Origin of the sequence: Calothrix sp. CCY 0018 (assembly GCF_963920925.1) — a bacterium.
Taxonomy (GTDB): domain Bacteria; phylum Cyanobacteriota; class Cyanobacteriia; order Cyanobacteriales; family Nostocaceae; genus Rivularia.
The window spans coordinates 36,050-59,260 of sequence record NZ_CAWUDI010000032.1; the positions used below are offsets into that span (position 1 = coordinate 36,050).

Sequence of the window (23,211 nt, forward strand, 5' to 3'; positions counted from 1 at the left end):
ATAGATTGATTTTTTGGCGAATACGAAGCTTATCGCTATTGAAACAACATAAAAACTCGGCTTATGAAGCAAACCGAGCTTTTATAGTTGAAAATACTTATCAAAAATTACGGACATATTAAAAACATAATTTGCAAGCTTCTTAGTAAATTCTTGCATTAAATGTTATCCAATTTACTTTCTATTTGCATTCACTACTTCTGAGATGGGAATTTCTACTTGTTGTTTAGGACCAAAATGCTTGTCCATCACGGTAGATACTTGTTCTGCCTGAATTTTCGTGTAGCGAGTTTTATCTGGCATTATCAAGTTAGGACCTGCTTTACATTTCTTCATGCAGCCAGTACCTTTAATGGCAACTTTATCTTCTAATCCCCGTTCGCTCAGAGAAGCAGCTAAAGCTTGACATAGCTTTTTACCACCGCGCTTCATGCAGCTAGATTTTTGACACACTAATATATTATTATTTTTAGCCGATTTCTCTTTCTTCTTTTCTTCGGGTTTCTCAGCAGATGTAGGAAGTAGCTCTTCTCTTTTCTCTACTTCTTTGAGACACGCCATGACTCGTTCGGCTTTTAATTGAACTTCACCAGTTTTGCTGTCATACTTTTTTTCACCCACAATCTGCAACCAGGTGCCGGGTGGTAAACGTAAATCAAAACCATGTCTCAAATGCTTCGCCAACTTAATATAGCGATCGCCCTCAGAAGTTCCTAAAAGTAAGCCTTTGAGTTTATAACCATCTTTAATTATAAATTCTAAAAACCGTCCTTCAAGACAAAATTCTGACGTTTCTTTACGGTGAGATTTTCCCATTATTCTTAAACCATTTCTATACAACAACACAACAACTTATGCTTTTGGGTTAGCGGAGGGATTTACATCCAAATGACCTTTTAATTAGAGCCGCTACATCTAATTAACTACGGCTGATGATGACGGTAATTAAGGCACTTATTAAGAGTAATTATTAGGTCTTTACGGGAGGCATTTAATAGCCGGGTAACGCTCCATAACTGTACGGCAGCAGAGGCATTCGCAATTTCAACTCTCAAAGGTTGATTAGCGCTACACCAAGAAGGAATACTTAATTCCTGTAACCGTTGATACACTTGCCAACGGTCTGCCCAACTTACCTCAACAACCTGTTTTGTCTGCGATCGCGAATCAAACGATTTCAAGATAAATACCCTCAAAGTGCAATAAACTCGCAGTAACTAGACAGCAAGACTGGTTTAACTTTGCAATCCAGATTCTTTAACAATTATATGTTAGATGCAAACATTTCTCAGTAACTTTTACAAAAAAAATAAAAAATCCTCATAATCAGTTAGGAGTTATGAGTTATGAGTTAAGGATATTTAATTGTCCCCATCTCCCCCTCCTCCCCATAAAATCTGCCAATTTGGCTTAAAAAAAGAAAAATATTAGCTATCTTGGAATAAGTTTTTCGCAAGTTCTATTTATAAGAATTTTTACTAAATATATTTACGTGGTTTATAGATTCGGTGTAAGTGGTGATTTTTCGTGTAAAACTAACTTTGTATTGGTAGATACAGAATTTGAGCCGTGGATGGATAAAAAGCGGCTTGGATAAAATAGCGGTGCAATTTAGAAAAAAGATGTCAATAAGGAGAAGGAAAACATATTATTAACTAGTAAAAAATCAAAATATATTCAATCAAAATTTTAAAATATATAATATTTGACAGACATAATTTATATTTTATGGTGTTAAGATAGAAAACATAAGCAGTTAATAAATCAGGCTGCTAATCTACGATAATAAGAGAGGAAAACAATGGCTGACACCCAAACTGTATTGCAAAATTTTGGTCAAGTTTATGATAATCCAGTCTTACTTGATAAGAGCGTCACTGAGCCAGTATGTGAAGGTTTTAACGTTGTATTAGCTAGTTTTCAAGCCTTATATATTCAGTATCAAAAACATCATTTCGTTGTAGAAGGTTCGGAATTCTATTCGCTACACGACTTTTTTAACGATTGCTATGGAGAAGTACAAGGACATATCCATGAAATTGGAGAACGTTTGAATGGACTTGGCGGCGTACCTGTTGCTTCTTTCAGTAAATTAGCGGAATTATGCTGCTTTGAGCAAGAATCCGATGGTATCTATTCTTGTCGTCAAATGATAGAAAACGACTTGAAAGCAGAGCAAGCTATGATTGGGGTAATTCGTCGTCAAGCTACTCAGGCTGAGAGTTTAGGCGATAGAGCCACAAGACTTTTGTACGAGAAAATTCTTCTCAAAACCGAGGAACGCGCTTACCATTTATCTCACTTCCTAGCTAAAGACAGTTTAACTTTGGGATTTGTTCAGTCTGCTCAGAACTAACAATATTTTGCCAGAATTAGAACAATCTTATCTACGTTTTTGCTGAATAAAATTTCGTATATAACTCAAAAAAATATAGTTTATGGCAGAGGATACATCTTTATCTCTCTGCCATTTTTAATTAGGTATCAAATTAATTAATTAATTTATTATACTTAGCTTAATATTTTCTTACAAATACTTTTATAAAAAGCTTTTTAAATTTATTTTGAGAAGAATTATCGTTTGCTTAAACTCAATTGATTTTAATTACTATTAATTTGACGTTTGCCATATAAAGATTTTTGATCCAGTAATTCCGAGTAATTAAGATTATTTTTCAATTGTTTGCAACTCATAATTTATATCTGCTTAATCTAATTAAAACGAAAAGGTAGATCATGAGTTAAAGGTGCGTATGCAATCTGGGGAAACATATATTGTTCGTGTGCCTTTAATCCAACCTACTACTACCTTTGTCCCACTAAGTCTAGATAATGGTAGCTTTGGGTAGGTTTAATAGAATTGCAGCGTTTTGATAATAAATTGCGTAAGTGTGAGTAAAGACCTTTAAAATGATCGGGATTCATATTTTCGTATTTAAAGGTAACAGCTATGCCCCGTCGTCAAGACCTTCAAAAAATCTTATTATTAGGTTCTGGCCCAATCATTATTGGACAAGCCTGTGAGTTTGATTATTCTGGAACCCAAGCCTGTAAATCTTTGCAGGAAGAAGGTTACGAAGTTGTGCTGGTGAATTCTAACCCAGCTACTATTATGACCGATCCCGAAACGGCTGACAGGACTTATATTGAGCCGTTAACGCCAGAAATGGTCGAAAAAGTCATCGAAAAAGAACGTCCCGATGCTTTACTACCAACGATGGGGGGACAAACAGCGCTTAACATAGCTGTAGCTTTGGCAAAAAATGGTGTTTTAGATAAATATGGTGTTGAATTAATTGGAGCAAAGTTACCAGCTATTGAAAAAGCTGAAGACAGAAAACTGTTTAGCGATGCAATGGCGCGAATTGATGTGGCAATTTGTCCTAGCGGTACTGCTTCAACTTTGGAAGAAGCTAGAGTTATAGCTAAAGATATTGGCAGCTATCCGTTGATTATTCGTCCTGGTTTTACTATGGGCGGCACGGGTGGCGGTATTGCCTACAATCAAGAAGAATTTGAAGAAATGGCCCAAGCGGGTATTGATGCTTCACCCGTATCGCAAATTCTGATCGATCAATCTTTGTTGGGTTGGAAAGAATACGAATTAGAAGTAATGCGCGATTTGGCGGATAATGTGGTGATTATCTGTTCGATTGAAAATATTGACCCGATGGGTATTCATACGGGAGATTCGATTACCGTTGCTCCCGCGCAAACGCTCACCGATAAAGAATATCAACGCTTGCGAGATATGGCAATTAAAATTATCCGCGAGATTGGTGTGGAAACTGGCGGTTCTAATATTCAATTTGCCGTTAATCCAAAAACTGGGGAAGTAGTTGTAATTGAAATGAACCCCCGCGTTTCTCGCAGTTCGGCTTTAGCTAGTAAAGCCACGGGTTTTCCTATAGCTAAAATGGCAGCTAAATTAGCTGTCGGCTACAGCTTAGATGAAATTAAAAACGATATTACAAAGGAAACTCCTGCATCCTTTGAACCAACGATTGATTATGTTGTAACCAAAGTTCCCCGTTTTGCTTTTGAAAAATTTCCCGGTTCTTCCTCGGTGCTGACAACTCAAATGAAGTCCGTAGGGGAAGCAATGGCAATCGGTCGTACTTTTAACGAATCCTTCCAAAAAGCCTTGCGCTCGCTGGAAACTGGACGCGCTGGCTGGGGTTGCGATCGCCATGAAAAATTACCTTCTGGCGAACAAATCCGCGCTCAATTACGAACGCCAAATCCAGATCGGATTTACGCGGTGCGTCACGCGATGCAGCTAAAAATTAGCATTGAGGAAATCTACGAACTAACTGGAATTGACCATTGGTTTTTAGATAAGATGCAGCAATTGCTGGAGGTAGAAAAATTTATCAAGCGAACTCCTCTCGAACAGTTGACAAAAGAGCAATTGCATGAAATCAAGCAATATGGTTTTAGCGACAAACAAATTGCTTTTGCAACCAAAACTACCGAAGATACAGTTCGAGCAAAACGTAAGCAATTAGAAGTTATCCCAGTTTATAAAACAGTAGATACCTGTGCTGCGGAGTTTGAAGCATTTACTCCCTACCATTACTCCACTTACGAAGAAGAAAACGAAATAATACCGAGCGACAAGCCCAAGGTAATGATTTTGGGTGGAGGTCCCAACCGTATCGGGCAGGGGATCGAATTTGACTATTGCTGCTGTCACGCCGCTTATGCTCTCAAAGATGCGGGCTATGAAACGATAATGGTTAACTCAAATCCAGAAACGGTTTCCACCGATTACGACACCAGCGATCGCCTTTATTTTGAACCGCTAACCTTAGAAGATGTCCTGAATATCATTGAAGCTGAGAATCCGGTGGGGATAATCGTTCAATTTGGAGGACAAACACCTTTAAAATTAGCATTACCTTTACAGGAATATTTACGGACAACCGGCTCGCCAAAAACACAAATTTGGGGAACTTCTCCCGATTCTATCGACGCTGCTGAAGATAGAGAAAAATTTGAGAAAATTCTTCAGGGATTAGATATACTTCAACCACCCAATGGTATTGCTAGAACCTACGAAGATGCTTTGATTGTCGCCAAACGTATCGGTTATCCGGTAGTAGTACGTCCCAGCTACGTATTGGGTGGGAGAGCGATGGAAATCGTTTACTCGGATGCCGAACTGGAACGCTACATGACTTTTGCGGTACAGGTAGAACCAGAACATCCCATATTAATAGATAAGTTTTTGGAAAACGCTACAGAAGTAGATGTGGATGCGATTGCCGACAGCACGGGTAAAGTCGTGATTGGCGGCATAATGGAACACATCGAACAAGCCGGAATTCACTCCGGAGATTCAGCCTGTGCGCTGCCTACAATTTCCCTACCGCAAGCAATTCTCGAACAAATTCGTACTTCTACTATCAAGCTGGCACAAGCTTTAAAAGTGATCGGATTAATGAACGTCCAATTTGCTATTGTAGGCATTCAAACCTATTCTCCTCAAGTTTATATTTTAGAAGCCAATCCCCGCGCTTCCCGTACCGTACCATTCGTTTCTAAAGCAACAGGCGTACCTCTAGCGAAACTAGCATCTTTGATTATGTCTGGCAAAACTTTAGAAGAACTTGGATTTACCCAAGAAGTTATACCATCGCACATTGCTGTTAAAGAAGCAGTATTACCATTCAATAAATTCCCAGGCACCGACACTATTTTAGGGCCAGAAATGCGTTCGACTGGCGAAGTAATGGGTATAGATAGTGACTTTGGCAGGGCCTATGCAAAAGCCGAAATGGGCGCGGGAGAGCATTTACCTTTAAGCGGTACGGTGTTTGTATCTATGAACGACCGCGATAAAGCTGCTGCGATTCCGGTAGTCAAAGAATTTATTCAACTGGGATTTTCTGTAATGGCAACAAGCGGTACTCAGCGAGTACTTAAAGAAAATGGTTTAAATGTACAGCAAGTACTCAAACTACATGAAGGTCGTCCCCACGTTCTTGACGCGATCAAAAATCGTCAAATACAGCTAATTATTAACACTCCTTCCGGGCAAGAAGCCCAAAGCGATGGTAGATTGATTCGACGCACGGCATTATCTTACAAAATACCCATGCTGACCACAATTGCAGGTGCAAAAGCAACCCTTGCCGCCATTCGTTCTTTACAAAATACCAACTTGGATGTGAAGCTGATTCAGGATTACTGCTTAGTCCGGTAAGGTGATGGGGGATGGGGGGATGGGGGGATGGGGGGATGGGGGGACAAGGAGAATTTTAACCTTTGACATGCAGACCTTAATTACTCCTAACTCCTAACTCCTAACTCTCACCCATGCTCGATCAAAATGCATTAATAAAAAAAACCAATAGTTACCATTTTTATACTTGATTTTGTAACTAAAATTTCTAAAAAAGGCTCTAAATTTAAATATTTCAGGATATTCTTTAGGAAAAATTTAAGTTTATTTACCAATAATACAGGCGACAATAGAGAAAAGATTTTAATCGTGGTCGGAAAGTTTTCATAAATGTTACAATTGTTTACTATATATAAAATTGGAGAAATGTTTAATTAGCTACCTTATATCTAACTGTAGGTACTTGTGAAGCAGGGTTAAAAACTGCAAATATTAGCAATTAATAATCAAATATAAAATTACTCTTATGCCGAGTTTTTAGAGTGCCTTAATCGCATTTTACAGAATCTGGGTTATCTACTTTTTTGAGGTATGCCCGGTTTATGCATCTATCTACTTGTAAACTTACCGTCAATATTTATTTTCATTACCCTTTATGCCTAGCGCTATGAAGACCGTTCAGACACCTAAAGACCTCGTGCGGACTTATCTGCGCGAGATTGGTCGCGTACCACTTTTAACTCACGAGGAGGAGATTTTGCTCGGCAAGCAGGTGCATCGTGCAACAGTCTTGCAATCGGTGAAAGAATCCCTGACGACCGAATTAAAGCGTCAACCAACGTTGGATGAATGGGCAGAGCGTGCGAAGTTAGCACCTCAAGAGTTAGAAGAAACGATAGAAAAAGGCGAAGTTGCTAAACGCAAAATGGTAGAAGCCAATTTGCGACTTGTAGTTTCAGTTGCGAAAAAATATATTAAACGTAATGTCGATCTACTCGATCTAATTCAAGAAGGTAGTATCGGAATGCAGCGCGGTGTAGAAAAGTTTGACCCCAGTAAAGGTTATAGGTTTTCTACCTATGCTTACTGGTGGATTCGTCAAGCTATTACTCGCGCGATCGCAGAAAAAGGTCGTACAATTCGTCTACCGATTCACATTACCGAAAAACTTAACAAAATAAAGAAAGCGCAGCGTCAATTATCACAAAAGTTTGGACGTGCTGCGACAGTAACCGAATTGGCACAAGAATTGGAATTGACTCCGAAGCAGGTACGAGAGTATTTAGAAAAAGCTCGCGTTCCATTATCATTGGATTTGCGTTTAGGGGACAATTATGATACAGAGCTTGGAGAAATGTTGGAAGATCCGGGTGCTTCTCCAGAAGATTTTGTCATGCAATCTTCATTGTCATATGAATTAGAGTCTTTGATAGCCGATTTGACTCCCCAGCAGCGACAGGTTATTATTTTGCGCTTTGGTTTAAATGATGGAAAAGCAATGACGCTTGTGAAAATAGGCGAGCAGCTTAATATTAGCCGCGAACGAGTACGTCAAATTGAGCGAGAAGCTTTAAATAAACTTCGCAAGTCCAAAGGTGATATAAATGAATATTTGGCTAGCTAAAAAGTTCACCTTTAGCAATTAGGCAAGTTAATACTGTTGGGTGGAGGCAAGCTGGGGGAGAAAAGAACTTTAGGCTTTTTCTATACATCCCTCAAACTTGCCTTAGCTAGCAACAAGGTAAAGACGCAGAAACTTTCTATATAATATATATGTAATTTTTAAAAGGGATTTCGTAAGGGGAAGAAACAAATATCTACCTCATTTTTTGTTGAAAATTTTTACTATAACGTTTCTCAGTCTATTGGGGTATATCTCAAAACCTCACCCCCAACCCCTCTCCTGATTTATGGAGAGGTGAGATAAAGCATAGCTTTATCGGGGTGAGGTAATCGCTGTACTTCAGTTGCTTAGTAAACGCTATAATAGCTTAAAAATACAGGAAATTAAGAGGAGAAAAGGGAATTGAGGTTGAGCTAATGGTAATCCTTATTGCCTATTTCCCTTTCGCTTGACCTAAGCTTTTTATAAAAAATACTATGCTTATGGTACGGTTAAACCTACTTTGAATCGAGAATATATTTGTTACATTAAATGTACGCAGAAAAATAATAAACATTAAAACTTCAGTACAGCATACAGCAGATAAGATACGAGTTACTTATTATACTGTTATCCTGAAAATATAAGGAGGAAAAACGTGAGTAATCCATCCAATCGAGTTTCGGATTTTTTTAATGGGGAATCCCAAAGTGCTAATTTATTATGGCAATACGTTAGCTCTTTAAGTCCTGAGACACTTAGCCAATTATCTAAACCAGCTTCTCCAGAAGTATTAGGGGTAATAGAGCGCAATATTATAGGACTGCTAGGGAGTTTGCCTCCAGAACATTTTAATATCAATATCAACACTAATCGTGAAAGCTTAGGTAAATTATTAGCATCGGCAATGATTAGCGGTTATTTTTTACGCAATGCAGAACAAAGGATGAACTTTGAAACAGCTTTGCAAGATATTGAATTAAATCAACAGAAGAATGACCTCTAATTCGCAACAAACAGCTTGGCAACCCATAAAAGAAACATTTTCCGTTAATTTAGTAACCAATTAATAACCAATTTTTTTGTTCCTGTTTGTTCGCGAGAAGGAATATCATTTGCTGACTTTGATTAAAATTAGCAGAAAAATTACTTTTATGCTCCCCGAAAGCTACCGGAACCGCGCACAGTGCCCCTAATTTTTAATTATGGGGGTGTAGTGCGCCACCGGAATTCATTCCCCATGATACTCTAAAAAGCGCTTATCCATTTGTAAGTAATGTGAGAAAATAGAAGGAGGGAGGTGATTCAAGATGTTTAATCTGACTTACGAGTTCAAACTAAAGCCAACAGAAAATCAAATAAAAACTTTTGAGAAATGGTTAGAAACTCATCGTAGAGTTTACAACTATGCTTTAGCCGATCGTAAAGACTGGTATAAATCCGGGTCATGCCAGATTAAAGCTTGCAGCCTTCGTAGTTGCTACATCATCCCAGCCGATGCACCATATCCAACATTTGGTCAACTAGACAAGATAGCAAAGTAATAAGAATTAGAAAGAGAGGAGTGAAAAAGTAGAATAGATAATTTTTGCCTAATTCCTAACTCCTAATTCCTAACTCCTAACTCTTAACTCCTAACTCACTCTTCTTTTTGTACTCGTCTTCTGATCGATTCCGCATGGGATGTTAACCCTTCAGCAGTAGCTAGTACATCTATTGCACCAGCGACTTTATCTAATGCTGTTTGCGAATACTGAATAATACTAGAGTGTTTTAAGAAAGTTTCGACCCCTAATGCGGAAGCATATCTAGCTGCACCGGAAGTTGGTAAAGTATGATTTGGGCCTGCTAAATAGTCTCCCACGGCTTCTGGAGTAGAATGACCTAAAAATATTGCCCCAGCATGACGAATATGAGGTAATAACGCCCAAGGATCGGATACTTCTAACTCTAAGTGTTCTGGAGCAAATTCGTTAGAGAATTGTGCGGCAACTTCTAAAGACTCTACTATCACTACCAAACCGTAATGAGCAATAGCTTTTTCTGTATTTAACCGCCTTGGATGGTCAACTAATTGTCTTTCCAAAGCCACCTGTACATCCTTGGCTAAAGCAGCATCGGTAGTTAACAATATCGCTGCTGCCATTGGATCGTGTTCGGCTTGAGCTAATAAGTCCGCCGCAACGTGTATGGGATTTGCTGTTTCATCGGCAATAATTAATACTTCGCTTGGTCCTGCCAGTGAATCAATACCAACCGTTCCGTAAACTAACTTTTTCGCCAAGGTAACGTAAATGTTTCCCGGCCCAGTAATGACGTTTACTTTAGGAATAGTTTTAGTGCCGTAGGCTAAAGCGGCAATTGCTTGCGCTCCTCCAATACGATAAATTTCGTCGATTCCGGCTTCTCTTGCTGCCACTAATACAGCTGGACTAATTCCCTTTTCGCTTCCTGGTGGTGTGACCATCACCCGACGCGGGACTCCCGCCACTTTCGCTGGAATGGCGTTCATTAATACAGTACTTGGGTATGAAGCTCGACCTCCCGGTACGTATAAGCCCGCAATATCTACGGGAGTATACCTTTTACCTAAAACAACTTCATCATCACCAAAGTTGACCCAGCTTTTAGGAACTCGCTGTCGATGAAATGCTTCTATTTTTGAGCGGGCCAGTTTAATAGCTTCTAACAAATCCTTAGAGATATTTTTGTACGCTTCGTCGAATTCCGAATCGGTTACTCGTAATTCTTCAGCATTAAGGATTTGATGATCAAATTCGGCAGTGTAATGTAATACTGCTTTATCGCCTTGGCGCTTCACCGCTTGCAGTACTTCCCGCACCGTCGCTTCTTTGTGAAGCACCTGTTCGTCATTAGTGCGATCGCAGATACGTTGCAATTCTGCTATAACGTCTGCCTGCTGATTAATAATTCGCAGCATGGAGTAAGGACAATGCTTTCCTAGAGACAATTCGGGCATTTGAGGAATGGGAGTATTGCTCCTTGCCATAGCTAGGTGCAGGCAAAGTAGGTTAACTCTCTCCTCTAGCTTAACCTGTGTTTTTTAAATACTCCCACGGTTGATTGTGGGATGAAAAATAATTTAATTACTTAACAACTTTTAGTCACGCTCCTACCTAGATTGGAACTGACGCTTGTTAATAGAAAGTTTTGTTAAATCTTACGAGACGCATTTTATTATAAGTAATTAAAGTGCTTCTCTTGATTCAACTCTCATGTTAACTTGTTGCCAGCAATAGGGGCTGCCCGTGCATATACACGAATATTACCCTCCTTTTCTTAAACTTTGTATGGACTAAGTATAATTTTTGCTTCTTTTTTGCTTTACTGACTATTACTGGTATAGACACAATATAGCCTTAAGCCTCTACATTTACATTACGATAACTATATTTAACTAATAGCTTTTGCTAATCACTAAACATATAGGCGGCATAGATTAGATTACTTTGTATATATGGTACTTAATTTTAACGCATTTCTAGATTGGAACGTACTTTTTAAGATTTTGGATTTTAGATTAGGAGTTATACGTTAGGAGAAATTAAGGTCAAAGGTTAAAGGTTAAAATTCTCCTTGTCTCCTTGTCTCCCCATCCGCCCATCTCCGATGGTATGAATTGGGGCTTGAAACTGCTTGAGAAAAATGACACATCAAGTCATACTTCATTCTCGTAACTGAATGCTGCAAAAATTACACATGAAAAATCCGTCCTACAAGGCAATTCCTACTTGCGCTTGGAGCCGTTCTATTGGTTTGGATTGGGATAAACCCTACACCGTGCGTAAAGCTAGTAATATTGATGATGGCCCTTGGCACGGAATGCCTCTGGGTGGTTTTGGTGCTGGCTGTATCGGGCGTTCTTCACGGGGAGACTTTAACCTGTGGCATATCGATGGTGGGGAACATACTTTCGGGAATATCGCAGCTTGTCAGTTTAGCGTGTTTGAAAGTAGCAAAAATCAAAGTGTTGCTTATGCATTGTCTACAGTACCAAGTAATGATGGTACTTTGTCGGCTTGGAATTTTTATCCTCAATCCAAATCCAAAACCGATTATACGGGAACTTACCATGCGTTATATCCCCGCAGTTGGTTTGTATATGAAGTCTTTCAAGCACAGTTAAGTTGCCAGCAATTCTCCCCGATTTGGGCTGATAATTACCAAGAATCCAGCTACCCGGTGGCAATGTTTGTTTGGAATGCTAATAATCCGACTTCGGAGCCGATCACTATAAGTATTATGCTGACTTGGCAGAATATGGTGGGGTGGTTTACTAATACCGTGAAATCTCCGGAAGTGGAAATGCGAGATGATGGTAGTCCAGTTTATGATTACCAACCAAATTTAGGTGAAAGTCAAAATAATTTTAATCGGTTAATTGAAAATCCTGAATCCGTTGGTTGTGTATTAGATAAAGTAGGTACCGCAGAGCCAGTAGAAGGAGAAGGTACTTGGTGTATTGCTACTGCTAAAAATCCAAAATTAGAAATTTTTTACCACAATCGATGGAATCCGACTTGTACTGGTGAAGATATTTGGCAAAGCTTCGCTGAAAATGGTTCTTTAGCTAATATTGTTGATGAAACTCCCGCAGTTCAAAACGAACAAATAGGGGCAGCGATCGCCGTGCGTTTTACTCTTCAACCAGGAGAAAGTTTAGAAATACCTTTTGCTGTGGCTTGGGATTTTCCTGTAACAGAATTTGCATCCGAAACTACATACAAGCGCAGATATACTGACTTTTTTGGCGATAATGGTAAAAATGCTGGCAATATTGCTACTAATGCTCTGAAAGAATATCAAGATTGGCTCGATCAAATTCAAGCTTGGCAAGAACCAATTATTGAACGCTCGGATTTGCCCGACTGGTTCAAAATGGCTTTGTTTAACGAACTTTACGATCTGACTGCTGGCGGTACTTTATGGAGTGCGGCATCAAAACGCGATCCAGTAGGTCAATTTGCCGTACTTGAATGCTTGGATTATCGCTGGTATGAAAGTTTAGATGTGCGGCTTTACGGTTCTTTCGGCTTGTTAATCTTGTTTCCAGAATTAGAGAAAGCTGTAATTCGTGCTTTTGCCAGAGCAATCCCCGATAGCGATGAAAAAACCCGTGTCATCGGTTACTACTATACTATAGGCGCGGAAAGTCATGAAGCTGTTCGTAAAGTTAAGGGCTCGACACCGCACGATTTAGGCGCACCCAACGAACACGTTTGGGAAAAGACAAATTACACCAGCTATCAAGATTGCAACCAGTGGAAAGATTTGGGTTGTGATTTTGTCTTACAGGTGTATCGAGATTTCCTTTTTACAGGTAGTAATGATATTGATTTTCTCGTAGATTGTTGGAATGCGATTGTTGAAACTTTAAACTATCTCAAAGCTTTTGATCGAGATGACGACGGTATTCCAGAAAATTCTGGTGCCCCGGATCAAACCTTTGATGATTGGCGGTTGCTCGGCGTAAGTGCTTATTGTGGCGGGTTATGGTTAGCTGCCTTAGAAGCGGCGATCGCCATCAGCGAAGTTTTGTTAACCGAGGAAGTACAAATCGAGAATTTAGCAGCACAAAAATCCATTTACGAAGCATGGTTAGAAAAATCTCGTCCCGTTTATCAAGAAAAGCTATGGAACGGTAAATTTTATCGTCTTGATAGTGAAAGCGGTTCTGATGTGGTAATGGCGGATCAATTATGCGGGCAATTCTACGCTCGTTTATTGCGGCTACCGGATATTGTACCTCCGGAATGCGCTATTTCAGCTTTAGATACCGTTTATGATGCTTGCTTCCTTAAATTCAACGACGGTAAACTTGGTGCTGCTAACGGTTTGCGTGCCGATGGTTCACCCGAAAATCCCGATGCAACTCATCCTTTAGAAGTATGGACGGGAATCAACTTTGGAATCGCCGCTTTTCTAGTACAAATGGGAAATATTTCGGAAGCATTTAAGTTAACAGAAGCTGTAGTAAATCAAATTTATGACAACGGCTTACAGTTTCGCACCCCCGAAGCCATTACCGCAGTTGGCACCTTCCGTGCCTGCGTGTACCTGAGAGCGATGGCTATTTGGGCGATTTATTTAACAATCGATTAAGCTCTGCTTGGGAGATGGGGAGATGGGGAGAGAGGGGGTAGATAATTATCTACTCCTAACTCCTAACTCCTAATTCGTGACTCCTAACTCTCAATCCAAAATCTAAAATCCAAAATCCAAAATCAAACAACTCCTAACTCCTAATTATTCCCTACTCCCTATTTTAAAGATTAAATTGTTATTTTTAAAATGCAAATGATATTAGCTCTAATTATAACTACAGCTAATAAGTCGCAATATATGTTCGCAACGAACAAGTTTTATGCTAATAAATCCGATTTTTATGAAGATTTGTTTGCTAAATACTAGGAATTATGGTCTTTATAGGTCGCATTTTTATCCTAAAAGTATCTAATTGTAAATTATTTACTCGTTAGAGTTTGTACCCAAACATACATATTTATTTTACTTAAAACAATGAACACCAATTGAAGTAAAATTAAAACTTCGATAAAGTATAAGATGTTTATTGACGGTAGGGGCTGAAATTTAATAACAATGCATTTAATGGTAATTAATGCTTTAGTAAAATCAAAAAATGGGTTTGGCTAGCTAAATGTTTTATTTTAAACTTTCACTGTACGAAAACCCACTAACTATTTATAAAACAAAAATGAAAGAATAACTAGTAATTATTAATACGGGTGCAAAGAGAGAATAAGCGATCGACAATTAGGATAAAATCCTATATTGAAAGTATTTAGAGCTTCTTTTAAACTACCGCTGCAAGTTTTAACTAAAGTCAATAAAGTTACTTTAAATAGAGATTAAACAATGGACTCGTACCCAGGTTTGGGAGTTCAGAAAGCAGATAATGATACAACAAATACTCCGTTATTAACTGCTTCCGAAGCTATTTACCAGCTTTGGAAGCAGGTTATTGGAGATACTAACCTCCCATCTGAGTTTAAAGAAGCTTGGATAGCGAGAAAGTTTGAATTAGGTGATGAACTAACTCAGTACAATTGCGTCGGGCACTCATCTGTTCGCGGTGGTGTTGTTTACTTGATTTGTCAAGGTAAAGTCCGATTGCTAGGTTTTGATCAATTTTTGGGCAAGGAAGTTTCAATTCAACTGCTCGATCCAAATCAATTTTTTGGAGGGGATGATCCATTTTGCGATGGATTTCAAGAATATCGAGCTGTGGCATCTAGTAGTGGAATGCTTTTGCAAATTTCTTCACAAAAACTTGATATTTGGTTGCAGCGTTACCCTGCTTTGTTCGATTATTTTTCACAAATTACTCAAGAGCGTCAAAAGTTAATCTTTTTCAAGACGCTGACAGAATTGCGTTCGGCTAAGCTCTATCTATCGCAAAATACTCCTACTTTACAAAAGCTACTTGCTTATTTTCTCAACATAAAGATTAATGCAGGTTCTTCTTTAACAGCATCTCCAAGAGAAGGGCGTTTTTGGCTTGTCAGTGGCGAAATATGCAGCATTTCTGGGAAAAATCGACCCCCTACAGTAGGGGAAAGTTGGGGATATCCGAATCCAATCCCAGTGGATTTTATCTCTCAAACCGATTTATCGCTGTTTTATCTACCGAAACAACACTTTGATGCAGTTGCGGAAATTGTACCAGAGTTGAAAACTGTTGAAGTTGGTTCTCGTTTCAAGGTTAAGAATGATGAAGTCGAAGAAGATTCCAAGGTTGAGTCGAAATTGCAGCCTGTTGCCCCCGATAGGGAATTAATTTCTCGGCACCTGCAATTTGATCGTCAACATCCCCGTCGACGCTGGTTTGGGACTTACCCTTTTGTTCAACAACAAAGTTCCTCAGATTGCGGTGCGGCGAGTCTGGCAGCGATTTGTCAATACTGGGGTAAACGTTTTAAGTTAAATACTCTGCGTTCTATTGCACACATAAACTCTATGGGTGCGGAGTTTAGCGATTTAATAAATGCGGCTGAAACCTTGGGATATCAGGCTTTAGGAGTAAGAGCTTCTTTTAATGAATTGGAGTCGCAACCATTACCTTGGATAGCTCATTACCAGGGAAATCACTATATAGTTGTATGGCGGATCGAAGATAGCTCTGTATTTATTTCAGATCCAGCTATAGGAAAAAGATGGGTTTCTCGTGATGAATTTGAAGTAAATTTTACAGGATATGCCTTACTTTTATCTCCCACTGAAAATTTCTATAGTCAGAAGAATGAATTTATTTCTTTTGAAAGATTCCATCAGTTTTTTGCAAATAATCGACCTTTATTAGCCAAAATAATTATTGTTTCGATACTGCTACCTATTTTAGGTGTAGTTCCAGCAATACTAGCCCAAACCGTAATAGATGCAGTTACCACGGCTAAAAATTTGGATTCGATCAATATTTTTGGCTTCGGGTTTCTTGTATTCGGGTTTGGGCGTATAGCTTTAACCGCAGTACGTCAGCATCTTCTAGACTATTTGTCGAACCGCTTAGATATAACCCTAATAGGCGATTTTGTGAGTCGTACCCTGGAGTTACCATTATCTTTTTTTGCATCCCGCAGAGTCGGAGATATTCTGGGGCAAATTCAAGAAAACTCTAAAATTCACCGCTTTTTAACTCGTCAAGCCATAACTACCATTTTGGATGGGTTAATGACGCTTGTCTATTTCGGGTTGATGGCTTATTACAGTTGGCAACTTACTTTAGTGGTAGTGAGCTTTATTCTACCGATGATGTGCTTGAGTGCGGTAGTTAATCTATTTGTAAAAAAAATTGGCAGACAATATGCTTTTGATTCTAAAGCACAGAATGGAGTAATCGTAGAAATTGTTAGCGGCATTAACGCAATCAAAACTGAAAAAGCCGAAAATTCTTTGCTACAGCGCTGGGAAGAACATTTTACCAAGATGATAAAGACGCGATCGTCAGGGCAAAAATTATCTAATAGGTTGCAGTTAGCAAGTAGTTTAATTAATCACATCGGCAGTACGACAGTGTTGTGGTATGGCACCCAGATGGCGATCAATTCTCAAATCTCTATAGGCGAATTTATTGCTTTCAATATGCTTGTGGGCAATACGATCAACCCGATGTTGGCATTGGTAAAGCTGTGGGATGAATTTCCGGACATACTAACTTCCATTGAAAAATTAGATGATGTTTTAGCTACCGAGAGCGAAGAAAAAACACAAAAAACTTTATCCGTATTACCTGCTATTCGCGGTGAGGTGCATTTTGAAAATGTCAGCTTTAGCGAATTAGGCACAGGAGCAGAACTTACTGAAGAGAGTTCGCAACAGGGGGATATTTTGCAAAATATTTCTTTTCGCGTCAAGCCAGGACAAACCATCGCTATTGTGGGAGGCAATAATTGCGGTAAAAGAGCCTTAGTTAAGTTGCTTTCTGGCTTGTACCATGCCGATAGCGGACGCATTCTAATTGATGGACATGATATTACCCAAGTGACGTCATTATCTTTGAGAAGACAATTCGGTGTAATATCGCAAGAATTTTTCCTGTTTTCAGGAACAATCCTAGAAAATATCACTTTGTACAATCGAGAATTTAGCCTTGAACAAGTTCAAGCTGCTGCCAAACTCGCGGGAGCGCACGCTTTTATCGAGGCACTGCCTTTAGGCTACAGCACTATCGTTGGAGGAGGAATCAAGCTAGATGCCAAACAGCAGCACAAATTAGCTATTGCTAGGGCTTTAGTTAAAAATCCTCGTATTTTAATTATCGATGAAGCTAATAATTCTGTTGATTCGCTTTCTGAGTATAAGTTTCAACAAAAATTAGCTCGCTTTGATCGTACTTATATTGAGACTGCACAAATTCGCACAACTTTTATTGTTGCTCCCAGTCTTAGTAGCATCAAAGATGCCGATACTACTTTAGTTTTTGACCGAGGTGTTTTAGCAGAGCAAGGAACTCATGAAGAATTAATGAAAAAAAGTAAGATTTATCCAAGCTTAATACAGCAGCAACTGGATATGTAATCTTACTAATCTAAATTATTAGCTTTAAATATTAAATGCAAAAGATTTGCAAAACAAAACGCTGATGAATGAGTCAGTGAAAATATCGTTTATCTAAAAATATGTGAATTTAACTTAATTTTAAAAATCTAAATACATGATATTTACATTTTCATTAAGTGTTCTTTATCATACTATATGAAATTTTATTATTTTATTTTATTAAAGATACCAAAAAAGTGTAACTATTGCAACTGATTCGCCGATTATTTTACTATCAAGCGAAAGCAACTTAATCATAAGTTTAAAAAACTTTGAGTAGTATTCATGTATATAAAATCTTTATATACAAAGGATTTAGCCTAATTATTAGTAATATAATAACTTGTACTTAGCTTTAAAAATATTTACTTAATTAATCAGTTTGTAGCGTTTACAATGCTATGTATATTCTCTTATTTTAGATATATGATATATAAATATTTAAGCAAAAGATTTTGATAGTCGATTACAATTATATCCATACAAATATTTGTAAATAGGGGGTCTAACCCCTCATTAAACAATTAATCAAGGACAAAAATTAAAGTTGCACAATACTTAAGTATTCGTATAATTATATTAAGTAGATTTAATGTAATAAAGCGTGATAGAAGACAGATGACATTCAAGACAAAAAATAGTATAAGTACTAATGTTGTTATCAACGATTAAAGATGAAGATATTTTGTTTGCTATACTAAAAATAAGAGATTTCACATAAATACTCCTAAAGTCAAAAAGTTTTTATTTATACAAAATGTTATCAGGGTCAAGTAATTCAATTAGGAGTTTAGGAGATGAGAAAAAGGCTCTTCTTGCTTCTACCAAATGCGAAGCGTAGATTTTTTATTACCAGTCATCTTACATTTATCTAGGTAAATTTTTGAAGCATGGTAGTACTCTTGCCAACTTACTATTACTGGAATTTTATTTTGGCAGTTGCAAGCATCCCTTCCTCGAAAAGGAAAGCCGGATTTTTGTTTAAATGGTTCAATTAATGAAAAGGATCGTCAGGTTAAATGCAGTCGAAAATATATGCCCAGAAGGCATTTTAGGGATGAATCAGCATAGTTTGCATCCCAATGAAAGTTTATCTCCCCAGAAGTTAATAATCTGCGGGGTGAGTTTAGCATCACCCATCTTAGTTTTTCCCAACACGTTAAATATAAATAATCGTAATATCTTATTTAGGCTAAAGACGGCTCTCCGGAATATACGATTCAATAGTTTATTGTCAAGTAAATTATTAAATCAGCTTCGGGAGGTACTTTCTTTTTTAGTCTTATGGGTTAGCATCACTGTTGTAGTGATTTTTGCGATGGGAAGAAAAATAAGAGTTAGAGAATATGCTACCGACTTTTTTAGAGAAGCACAATTGTACTTAGTAAAAGTCCGCAATCGTATGAAGTTTGAAGTGCTTCATCGAGTTGCAACACAGTTCATGTGTGAGAAAGTCGTTTATACCTACAAAGATACGAAAACTGTACAAGAATTAGCACAGAGTTATCAAATGGAATTGCTATGGGAGGGCAAAAAGTAATTAATTACATGGCTAATAACAAGCAAACTGTCTTATTCAAAGTAAATAGCACAGTTGATGCATTCATTATAAGTCACCACCATGCAGTTAGGATGCTCCTTTAATAACTCAAAACAGTTTCCGATTATCTCAGACAAATAAACGTAACAACGGCTAATCTAAATTATTCTAGATAACCAACACCATGAATCAAGATCCAATAGGCATTAGTAACAGTTTAGATAAGACAATACATTCGGAACAATTCGATCAAGTAGTCGAAGCAATTTTAGCAGGCAAGTATTCTTGGGCTTGTGTTTTAATGCTGCGTTTTGCTGGCTACAATCCTCTACATTACATTCCCTATCGAACTTACAACAGATTGATAAAAGAACACTCTCCAAAGAAATCAAAACCGCAGCACAATGAAAATATAAAAATAGCTAAGCAGAGTTGTAACCGAAGAAAAGATAGCAATGTGTCACCAAGTTGTTTAAATAAAATCAAAGACTTGGCTTATCTTGAAGTTGTGGGCAAACATAAAACAGAAATTCGTGGCGGCGCAAATCTTGACAAATGGTTAGAAACACAAATCCGGGAGTATCAATCAATGAAGCCCGATTTTCAGCTAGAAGAAAATCAAGATTTTGCGCTTAATTTCTGCGACTTTAATTAGTGTTCGGTCAATTTTGGGAAAATACGACCGTTGTTCCCAAGTTTTATTTATGCCTGTCATAATTTTTTGTATCTACCATGACAGGTTTGACTATTATTTATGAAATCTTTACAAAAGCGATATACTTTACTCCATAAAATTCTTGTAGCTTGAATATATTTTTTGTAGGTTCTATATTATAGCATTTTTATTTAAAAATTTAAACCAAAAATTTGAATTTATCAATAAAATAAGATTTTTATTTTACGGAACTTACGCAACTGCAACAAAGCGAGTAGCGTCTCCCGCAACAAACATCTCTCTGAGGCATTCTCAAGGTTAATATCCCCCTAAACCGCTCCTTTAAACTTAAACAAATGTATACCTTAGATGTTAATATCGCTGCAACTACTTCCATTTTATAATTGGCACTGATGCAATATCCCCCCAATCTGCCATTAATTTAGGAAGAGGCTTACCTAAGTGCTAATAATTAGGGTTTTCAGCAGCAACTTATTTATAATTATATTTTGCTATAGCTTATTTATGATTTGCAAGAAATAAGAACTCCAGTTTGATTTAAACTCATTTGTTAAGGTTTGATAAGATTATTGGGAACATTTTAAAGATAATTGTTCTAGTATCTTAGGGTAGATATTTATAAAAGCATCTATTACATATATATTGTTCAAATTAAATAATTACATATTATTCATAATTACTTTGAAATAAATATGCCAAAATGGCAAATAGAATTATCTTTTATACATTAAATTATAAATAGCAACAATAAAGGTGATTGAGTAATAAGTTTATTTATGAGGTAAAAAACTATGATTAATTATTAAAAGAGCAGAAATTGAATTGATTGAGCAGGCAATCGAAAAATGGGGCATATAACTTATTGGTTAATATCTATATTTTATCGTTGCTAATGGTGGTTCTTTTTTCAAGGAAGCTCAGACGAATAAATTAGAGCGGTGATTTTCCCCAATCTAATTTATTTAAGCTTTTACCTCCCCCTAACTATAAAAGCTAATCTAAAACTTCTTTCAACAAAAGCTAATAAAATACAAATCTATTAGCTTGATGAAAATCGAATAAGTAACGATTAAAAAATATTGCTAATATGAATTATTAACCGCACCTGAAGAAAGGTGAATATACTAATCCCAATTATTTAAGCGGATTATTTGTCCTGAAATGTATTAATAATTTATACTCTGACTTACTGGAAGCTAAGAAAAATAACTAGCTTCCAGTTTTTTGTTTCCTACCTAGATATATTACCCATTTTTAATTATTTAATGTAATATGCATACAAAAAAATCAGTATTTTCTACAATTGATATTTTTTGATTTTAAGGTACCTTCTTGAGAGAAGGTATTTATAAGAGTAGTTAACAAATTATTGTAAAAGACATTTGATAAAATGAAGCATCTAATACAGGATGTAGATTCATTATCAGATAGTCTAATGATTTTTAAATATTGATTTTACTTTAACTTAAATCAATATTTATATTCATAAAAACATTCAAGTGCCAGAGTGATTTTACTTAAATACTGATACAAAAATATGTGAGTACGCACAACAGTATAAAATGAATAATTTATTTTTCTAAAATTTACCTATGAATAACCAATTACAAATAGTTATGGAGCCTGATGAAATCATTAATTTTCTTAAGACGGAAATAAAATTAAAAGAAATATGTACCAGGGTTTTATATCAAAGAATTATTGAAAAAGCTGCACTTCAAAAAGGTATAAATGTTACTACAGAAGAAATTGAGATTGAGGCAAACCGTCAGCGTAGAGAAAAGCGTTTAGAAAAAGCTAGCGATACAGTTAGATGGTTAGAAAAGCAAATGCTGACTCCGTTAGACTGGGAAGTCGGGATTCGCAACCTTTTGCTCAAGCAAAAGCTAGCTTTAACACTATTTGGCAAGGAAGTAGAACAGTTTTTTATTCAAAACCGCTCCAAATTTGAGCAAGTTGTTTTATACCAATTTATTGTAAAAGACGAAAAACTGGCTCAAGAATTGTATTATCAAATTGAAGAAGCTGAAATCAGCTTTTATCAAGCAGCTCGTCTTCATGATATCGATCAAAATCGTAGATATAAATGCGGGTATGAGGGAAAAGTTTATCGATGGGCTGTCATGCCACAAATAGCACCTCTAGTATTTAGCGCATCTGTGAGGCAATTGGTTGGCCCGATAAAAACTGAAATTGGGTATCATTTATTTATGGTTGAAGACTATATACCCGCAGAATTAACATCCAACCGATATCAAGAAATTCTTGATAATATGTTTCAACAATGGTTGAATGCTGAGTTTGACTACATATATTCCAACTTTGAACTTAGTAGTTCTTCAGGCTTTTTTAGTTGATTAGTACTAGAATTACCTAAAATTACTGGGTAAGAGTAAGGAGTAGAAAGTAAGTATAAAATTTATATGTTCGATTACCTATGTAATTTCTTTTCCTCCTACTTACTATTGTCTACTTCTTTAAAAATTTTGGCAAGTTCGTAGAAGAGGGTTGGGGGGTTGGGGGGTTGGGGGCAACAGAGAGAGAAGACGGTATTAGTAAATAATGTTAGTTATTAAGCCGATATTCCTTGTATAGTAAATATTCCATCTTTTTTCGCCAATATTTCAGTATATTAAGCGCTTCAGAACCAAAATTTTTATACATCTTGAAGCCTGCCATAAATGGGACTTCATAAAGTCACTATCTGAGCATTGTAAACCTACTATAAAGATTTTTACTTCATCGCAAAAAAGTATTGACACAAAGTAGGCAAATTTACTAATAAGTAAATAAGTAAAAAAATTAGACGCGTATAGAATGAGTTATAATTGCTTAGTATCTAAATCGACTTCAAGTTAATTTTATATACATAAATATTTACCTATACTAAAAGGATTAATCTGTATTTTAATGCAATAATAAGTATGTCACGTAAATGCTTTTGTATTAGTTCTCTATAGTTACCATAAGACTAAAGGCTTTTTTCCGTTTTTTTAATTAAACTTAATTTTCATTGGTTTTGGAAGTTAAGGAAATAAACGGTTAGATAATATTTCGTAATATTCCTAAAGTTTACGTTTATAAAAAGCTTCTTTTGAAGTTGTATAAACTGTTCGTACTATGACCATAGATCAAAAAATGATGAAGGTATAGCTGCACGATTTATCAAAGAAGCAGATTGAATAATT

The 23,211-nt window shown here is 36.9% G+C and carries 13 protein-coding genes; 10 read left to right on the forward strand and 3 right to left on the reverse strand.

From position 1 onward, the window contains the following. Positions 1–174 precede the first annotated feature (174 nt). Positions 175–816 (reverse strand): (2Fe-2S) ferredoxin domain-containing protein, encoded by a 642-nt coding sequence (locus tag ACM03V_RS22105; protein ID WP_414622953.1) that lies wholly within the window; start codon positions 814–816, stop codon positions 175–177. Positions 817–923: 107 nt separating this feature from the next. Further along, positions 924–1,181, reverse strand: coding sequence for an Asr1405/Asl0597 family protein (locus ACM03V_RS22110; RefSeq protein ID WP_414622954.1), 258 nt, complete (start codon positions 1,179–1,181; stop codon positions 924–926). Between the two features lie 620 nt (positions 1,182–1,801). Here ACM03V_RS22110 and ACM03V_RS22115 point away from each other — a divergent pair. The 5 genes from ACM03V_RS22115 to ACM03V_RS22135 all read left to right on the forward strand — a co-directional run bounded on the left by ACM03V_RS22115 (position 1,802) and on the right by ACM03V_RS22135 (position 9,274). Beyond that, positions 1,802–2,356 (forward strand): Dps family protein, encoded by a 555-nt coding sequence (locus ACM03V_RS22115; RefSeq protein ID WP_414622955.1) that lies wholly within the window; start codon positions 1,802–1,804, stop codon positions 2,354–2,356. Positions 2,357–2,950: 594 nt separating this feature from the next. Further along, a complete protein-coding gene (carB, locus tag ACM03V_RS22120) occupies positions 2,951–6,208 on the forward strand; it encodes a carbamoyl-phosphate synthase large subunit (protein ID WP_414622956.1) in 3,258 nt (1,085 codons plus the stop codon). Positions 6,209–6,794: 586 nt separating this feature from the next. Then, the gene (locus ACM03V_RS22125; protein ID WP_414622957.1) at positions 6,795–7,751 is read left to right on the forward strand and encodes an RNA polymerase sigma factor, RpoD/SigA family; all 957 of its coding nucleotides are present in this window, start codon (positions 6,795–6,797) and stop codon (positions 7,749–7,751) included. A 637-nt stretch (positions 7,752–8,388) separates the two neighbouring features. Then, on the forward strand, positions 8,389–8,736 hold the full coding sequence (locus ACM03V_RS22130; protein ID WP_414622958.1) for a DUF760 domain-containing protein: 348 nt from the start codon (positions 8,389–8,391) through the stop codon (positions 8,734–8,736). A gap of 304 nt (positions 8,737–9,040) precedes the next feature. Then, entirely contained in the window at positions 9,041–9,274 is a 234-nt protein-coding gene (locus tag ACM03V_RS22135) for a helix-turn-helix domain-containing protein (RefSeq protein WP_414622959.1), read from the forward strand. A 95-nt stretch (positions 9,275–9,369) separates the two neighbouring features. Here the strand turns inward: ACM03V_RS22135 and hisD are convergent, their stop codons facing one another. Then, on the reverse strand, positions 9,370–10,671 hold the full coding sequence (gene hisD / locus ACM03V_RS22140) for a histidinol dehydrogenase (protein ID WP_414622997.1): 1,302 nt from the start codon (positions 10,669–10,671) through the stop codon (positions 9,370–9,372). 779 nt (positions 10,672–11,450) lie between these two features. Between hisD and ACM03V_RS22145 the strand changes: the two genes are divergently transcribed. From ACM03V_RS22145 to ACM03V_RS22165, 5 genes are all read left to right on the forward strand, one after another. Beyond that, positions 11,451–13,853, forward strand: coding sequence for a GH116 family glycosyl hydrolase (locus ACM03V_RS22145; RefSeq protein WP_414622960.1), 2,403 nt, complete (start codon positions 11,451–11,453; stop codon positions 13,851–13,853). 774 nt (positions 13,854–14,627) lie between these two features. Beyond that, entirely contained in the window at positions 14,628–17,786 is a 3,159-nt protein-coding gene (locus ACM03V_RS22150; protein ID WP_414622961.1) for a cysteine peptidase family C39 domain-containing protein, read from the forward strand. Between the two features lie 1,339 nt (positions 17,787–19,125). Continuing rightward, positions 19,126–19,347, forward strand: coding sequence for a hypothetical protein (locus ACM03V_RS22155; RefSeq protein ID WP_414622962.1), 222 nt, complete (start codon positions 19,126–19,128; stop codon positions 19,345–19,347). Between the two features lie 184 nt (positions 19,348–19,531). Beyond that, positions 19,532–20,002, forward strand: a complete 471-nt coding sequence (locus tag ACM03V_RS22160; protein WP_414622963.1) for a HetP family heterocyst commitment protein — start codon at positions 19,532–19,534, stop codon at positions 20,000–20,002. A gap of 1,613 nt (positions 20,003–21,615) precedes the next feature. Then, a complete protein-coding gene (locus ACM03V_RS22165) occupies positions 21,616–22,380 on the forward strand; it encodes a peptidylprolyl isomerase (protein WP_414622964.1) in 765 nt (254 codons plus the stop codon). Positions 22,381–23,211: the final 831 nt, after the last annotated feature.

Bases quoted from the DNA above. Each gene is read 5' to 3' on its own strand.
- ACM03V_RS22105 (WP_414622953.1), bottom strand. From the start codon at position 816: ATGGGAAAATCTCACCGTAAAGAAACGTCAGAATTTTGTCTTGAAGGA.
- ACM03V_RS22115 (WP_414622955.1), top strand. From the start codon at position 1,802: ATGGCTGACACCCAAACTGTATTGCAAAATTTTGGTCAAGTTTATGAT.
- carB (WP_414622956.1), top strand. From the start codon at position 2,951: ATGCCCCGTCGTCAAGACCTTCAAAAAATCTTATTATTAGGTTCTGGC.
- ACM03V_RS22125 (WP_414622957.1), top strand. From the start codon at position 6,795: ATGAAGACCGTTCAGACACCTAAAGACCTCGTGCGGACTTATCTGCGC.
- ACM03V_RS22135 (WP_414622959.1), top strand. From the start codon at position 9,041: ATGTTTAATCTGACTTACGAGTTCAAACTAAAGCCAACAGAAAATCAA.
- hisD (WP_414622997.1), bottom strand. From the start codon at position 10,671: ATGCTGCGAATTATTAATCAGCAGGCAGACGTTATAGCAGAATTGCAA.
- ACM03V_RS22145 (WP_414622960.1), top strand. From the start codon at position 11,451: ATGAAAAATCCGTCCTACAAGGCAATTCCTACTTGCGCTTGGAGCCGT.
- ACM03V_RS22150 (WP_414622961.1), top strand. From the start codon at position 14,628: ATGGACTCGTACCCAGGTTTGGGAGTTCAGAAAGCAGATAATGATACA.
- ACM03V_RS22155 (WP_414622962.1), top strand. From the start codon at position 19,126: ATGGGAAGAAAAATAAGAGTTAGAGAATATGCTACCGACTTTTTTAGA.
- ACM03V_RS22160 (WP_414622963.1), top strand. From the start codon at position 19,532: ATGAATCAAGATCCAATAGGCATTAGTAACAGTTTAGATAAGACAATA.
- ACM03V_RS22165 (WP_414622964.1), top strand. From the start codon at position 21,616: ATGAATAACCAATTACAAATAGTTATGGAGCCTGATGAAATCATTAAT.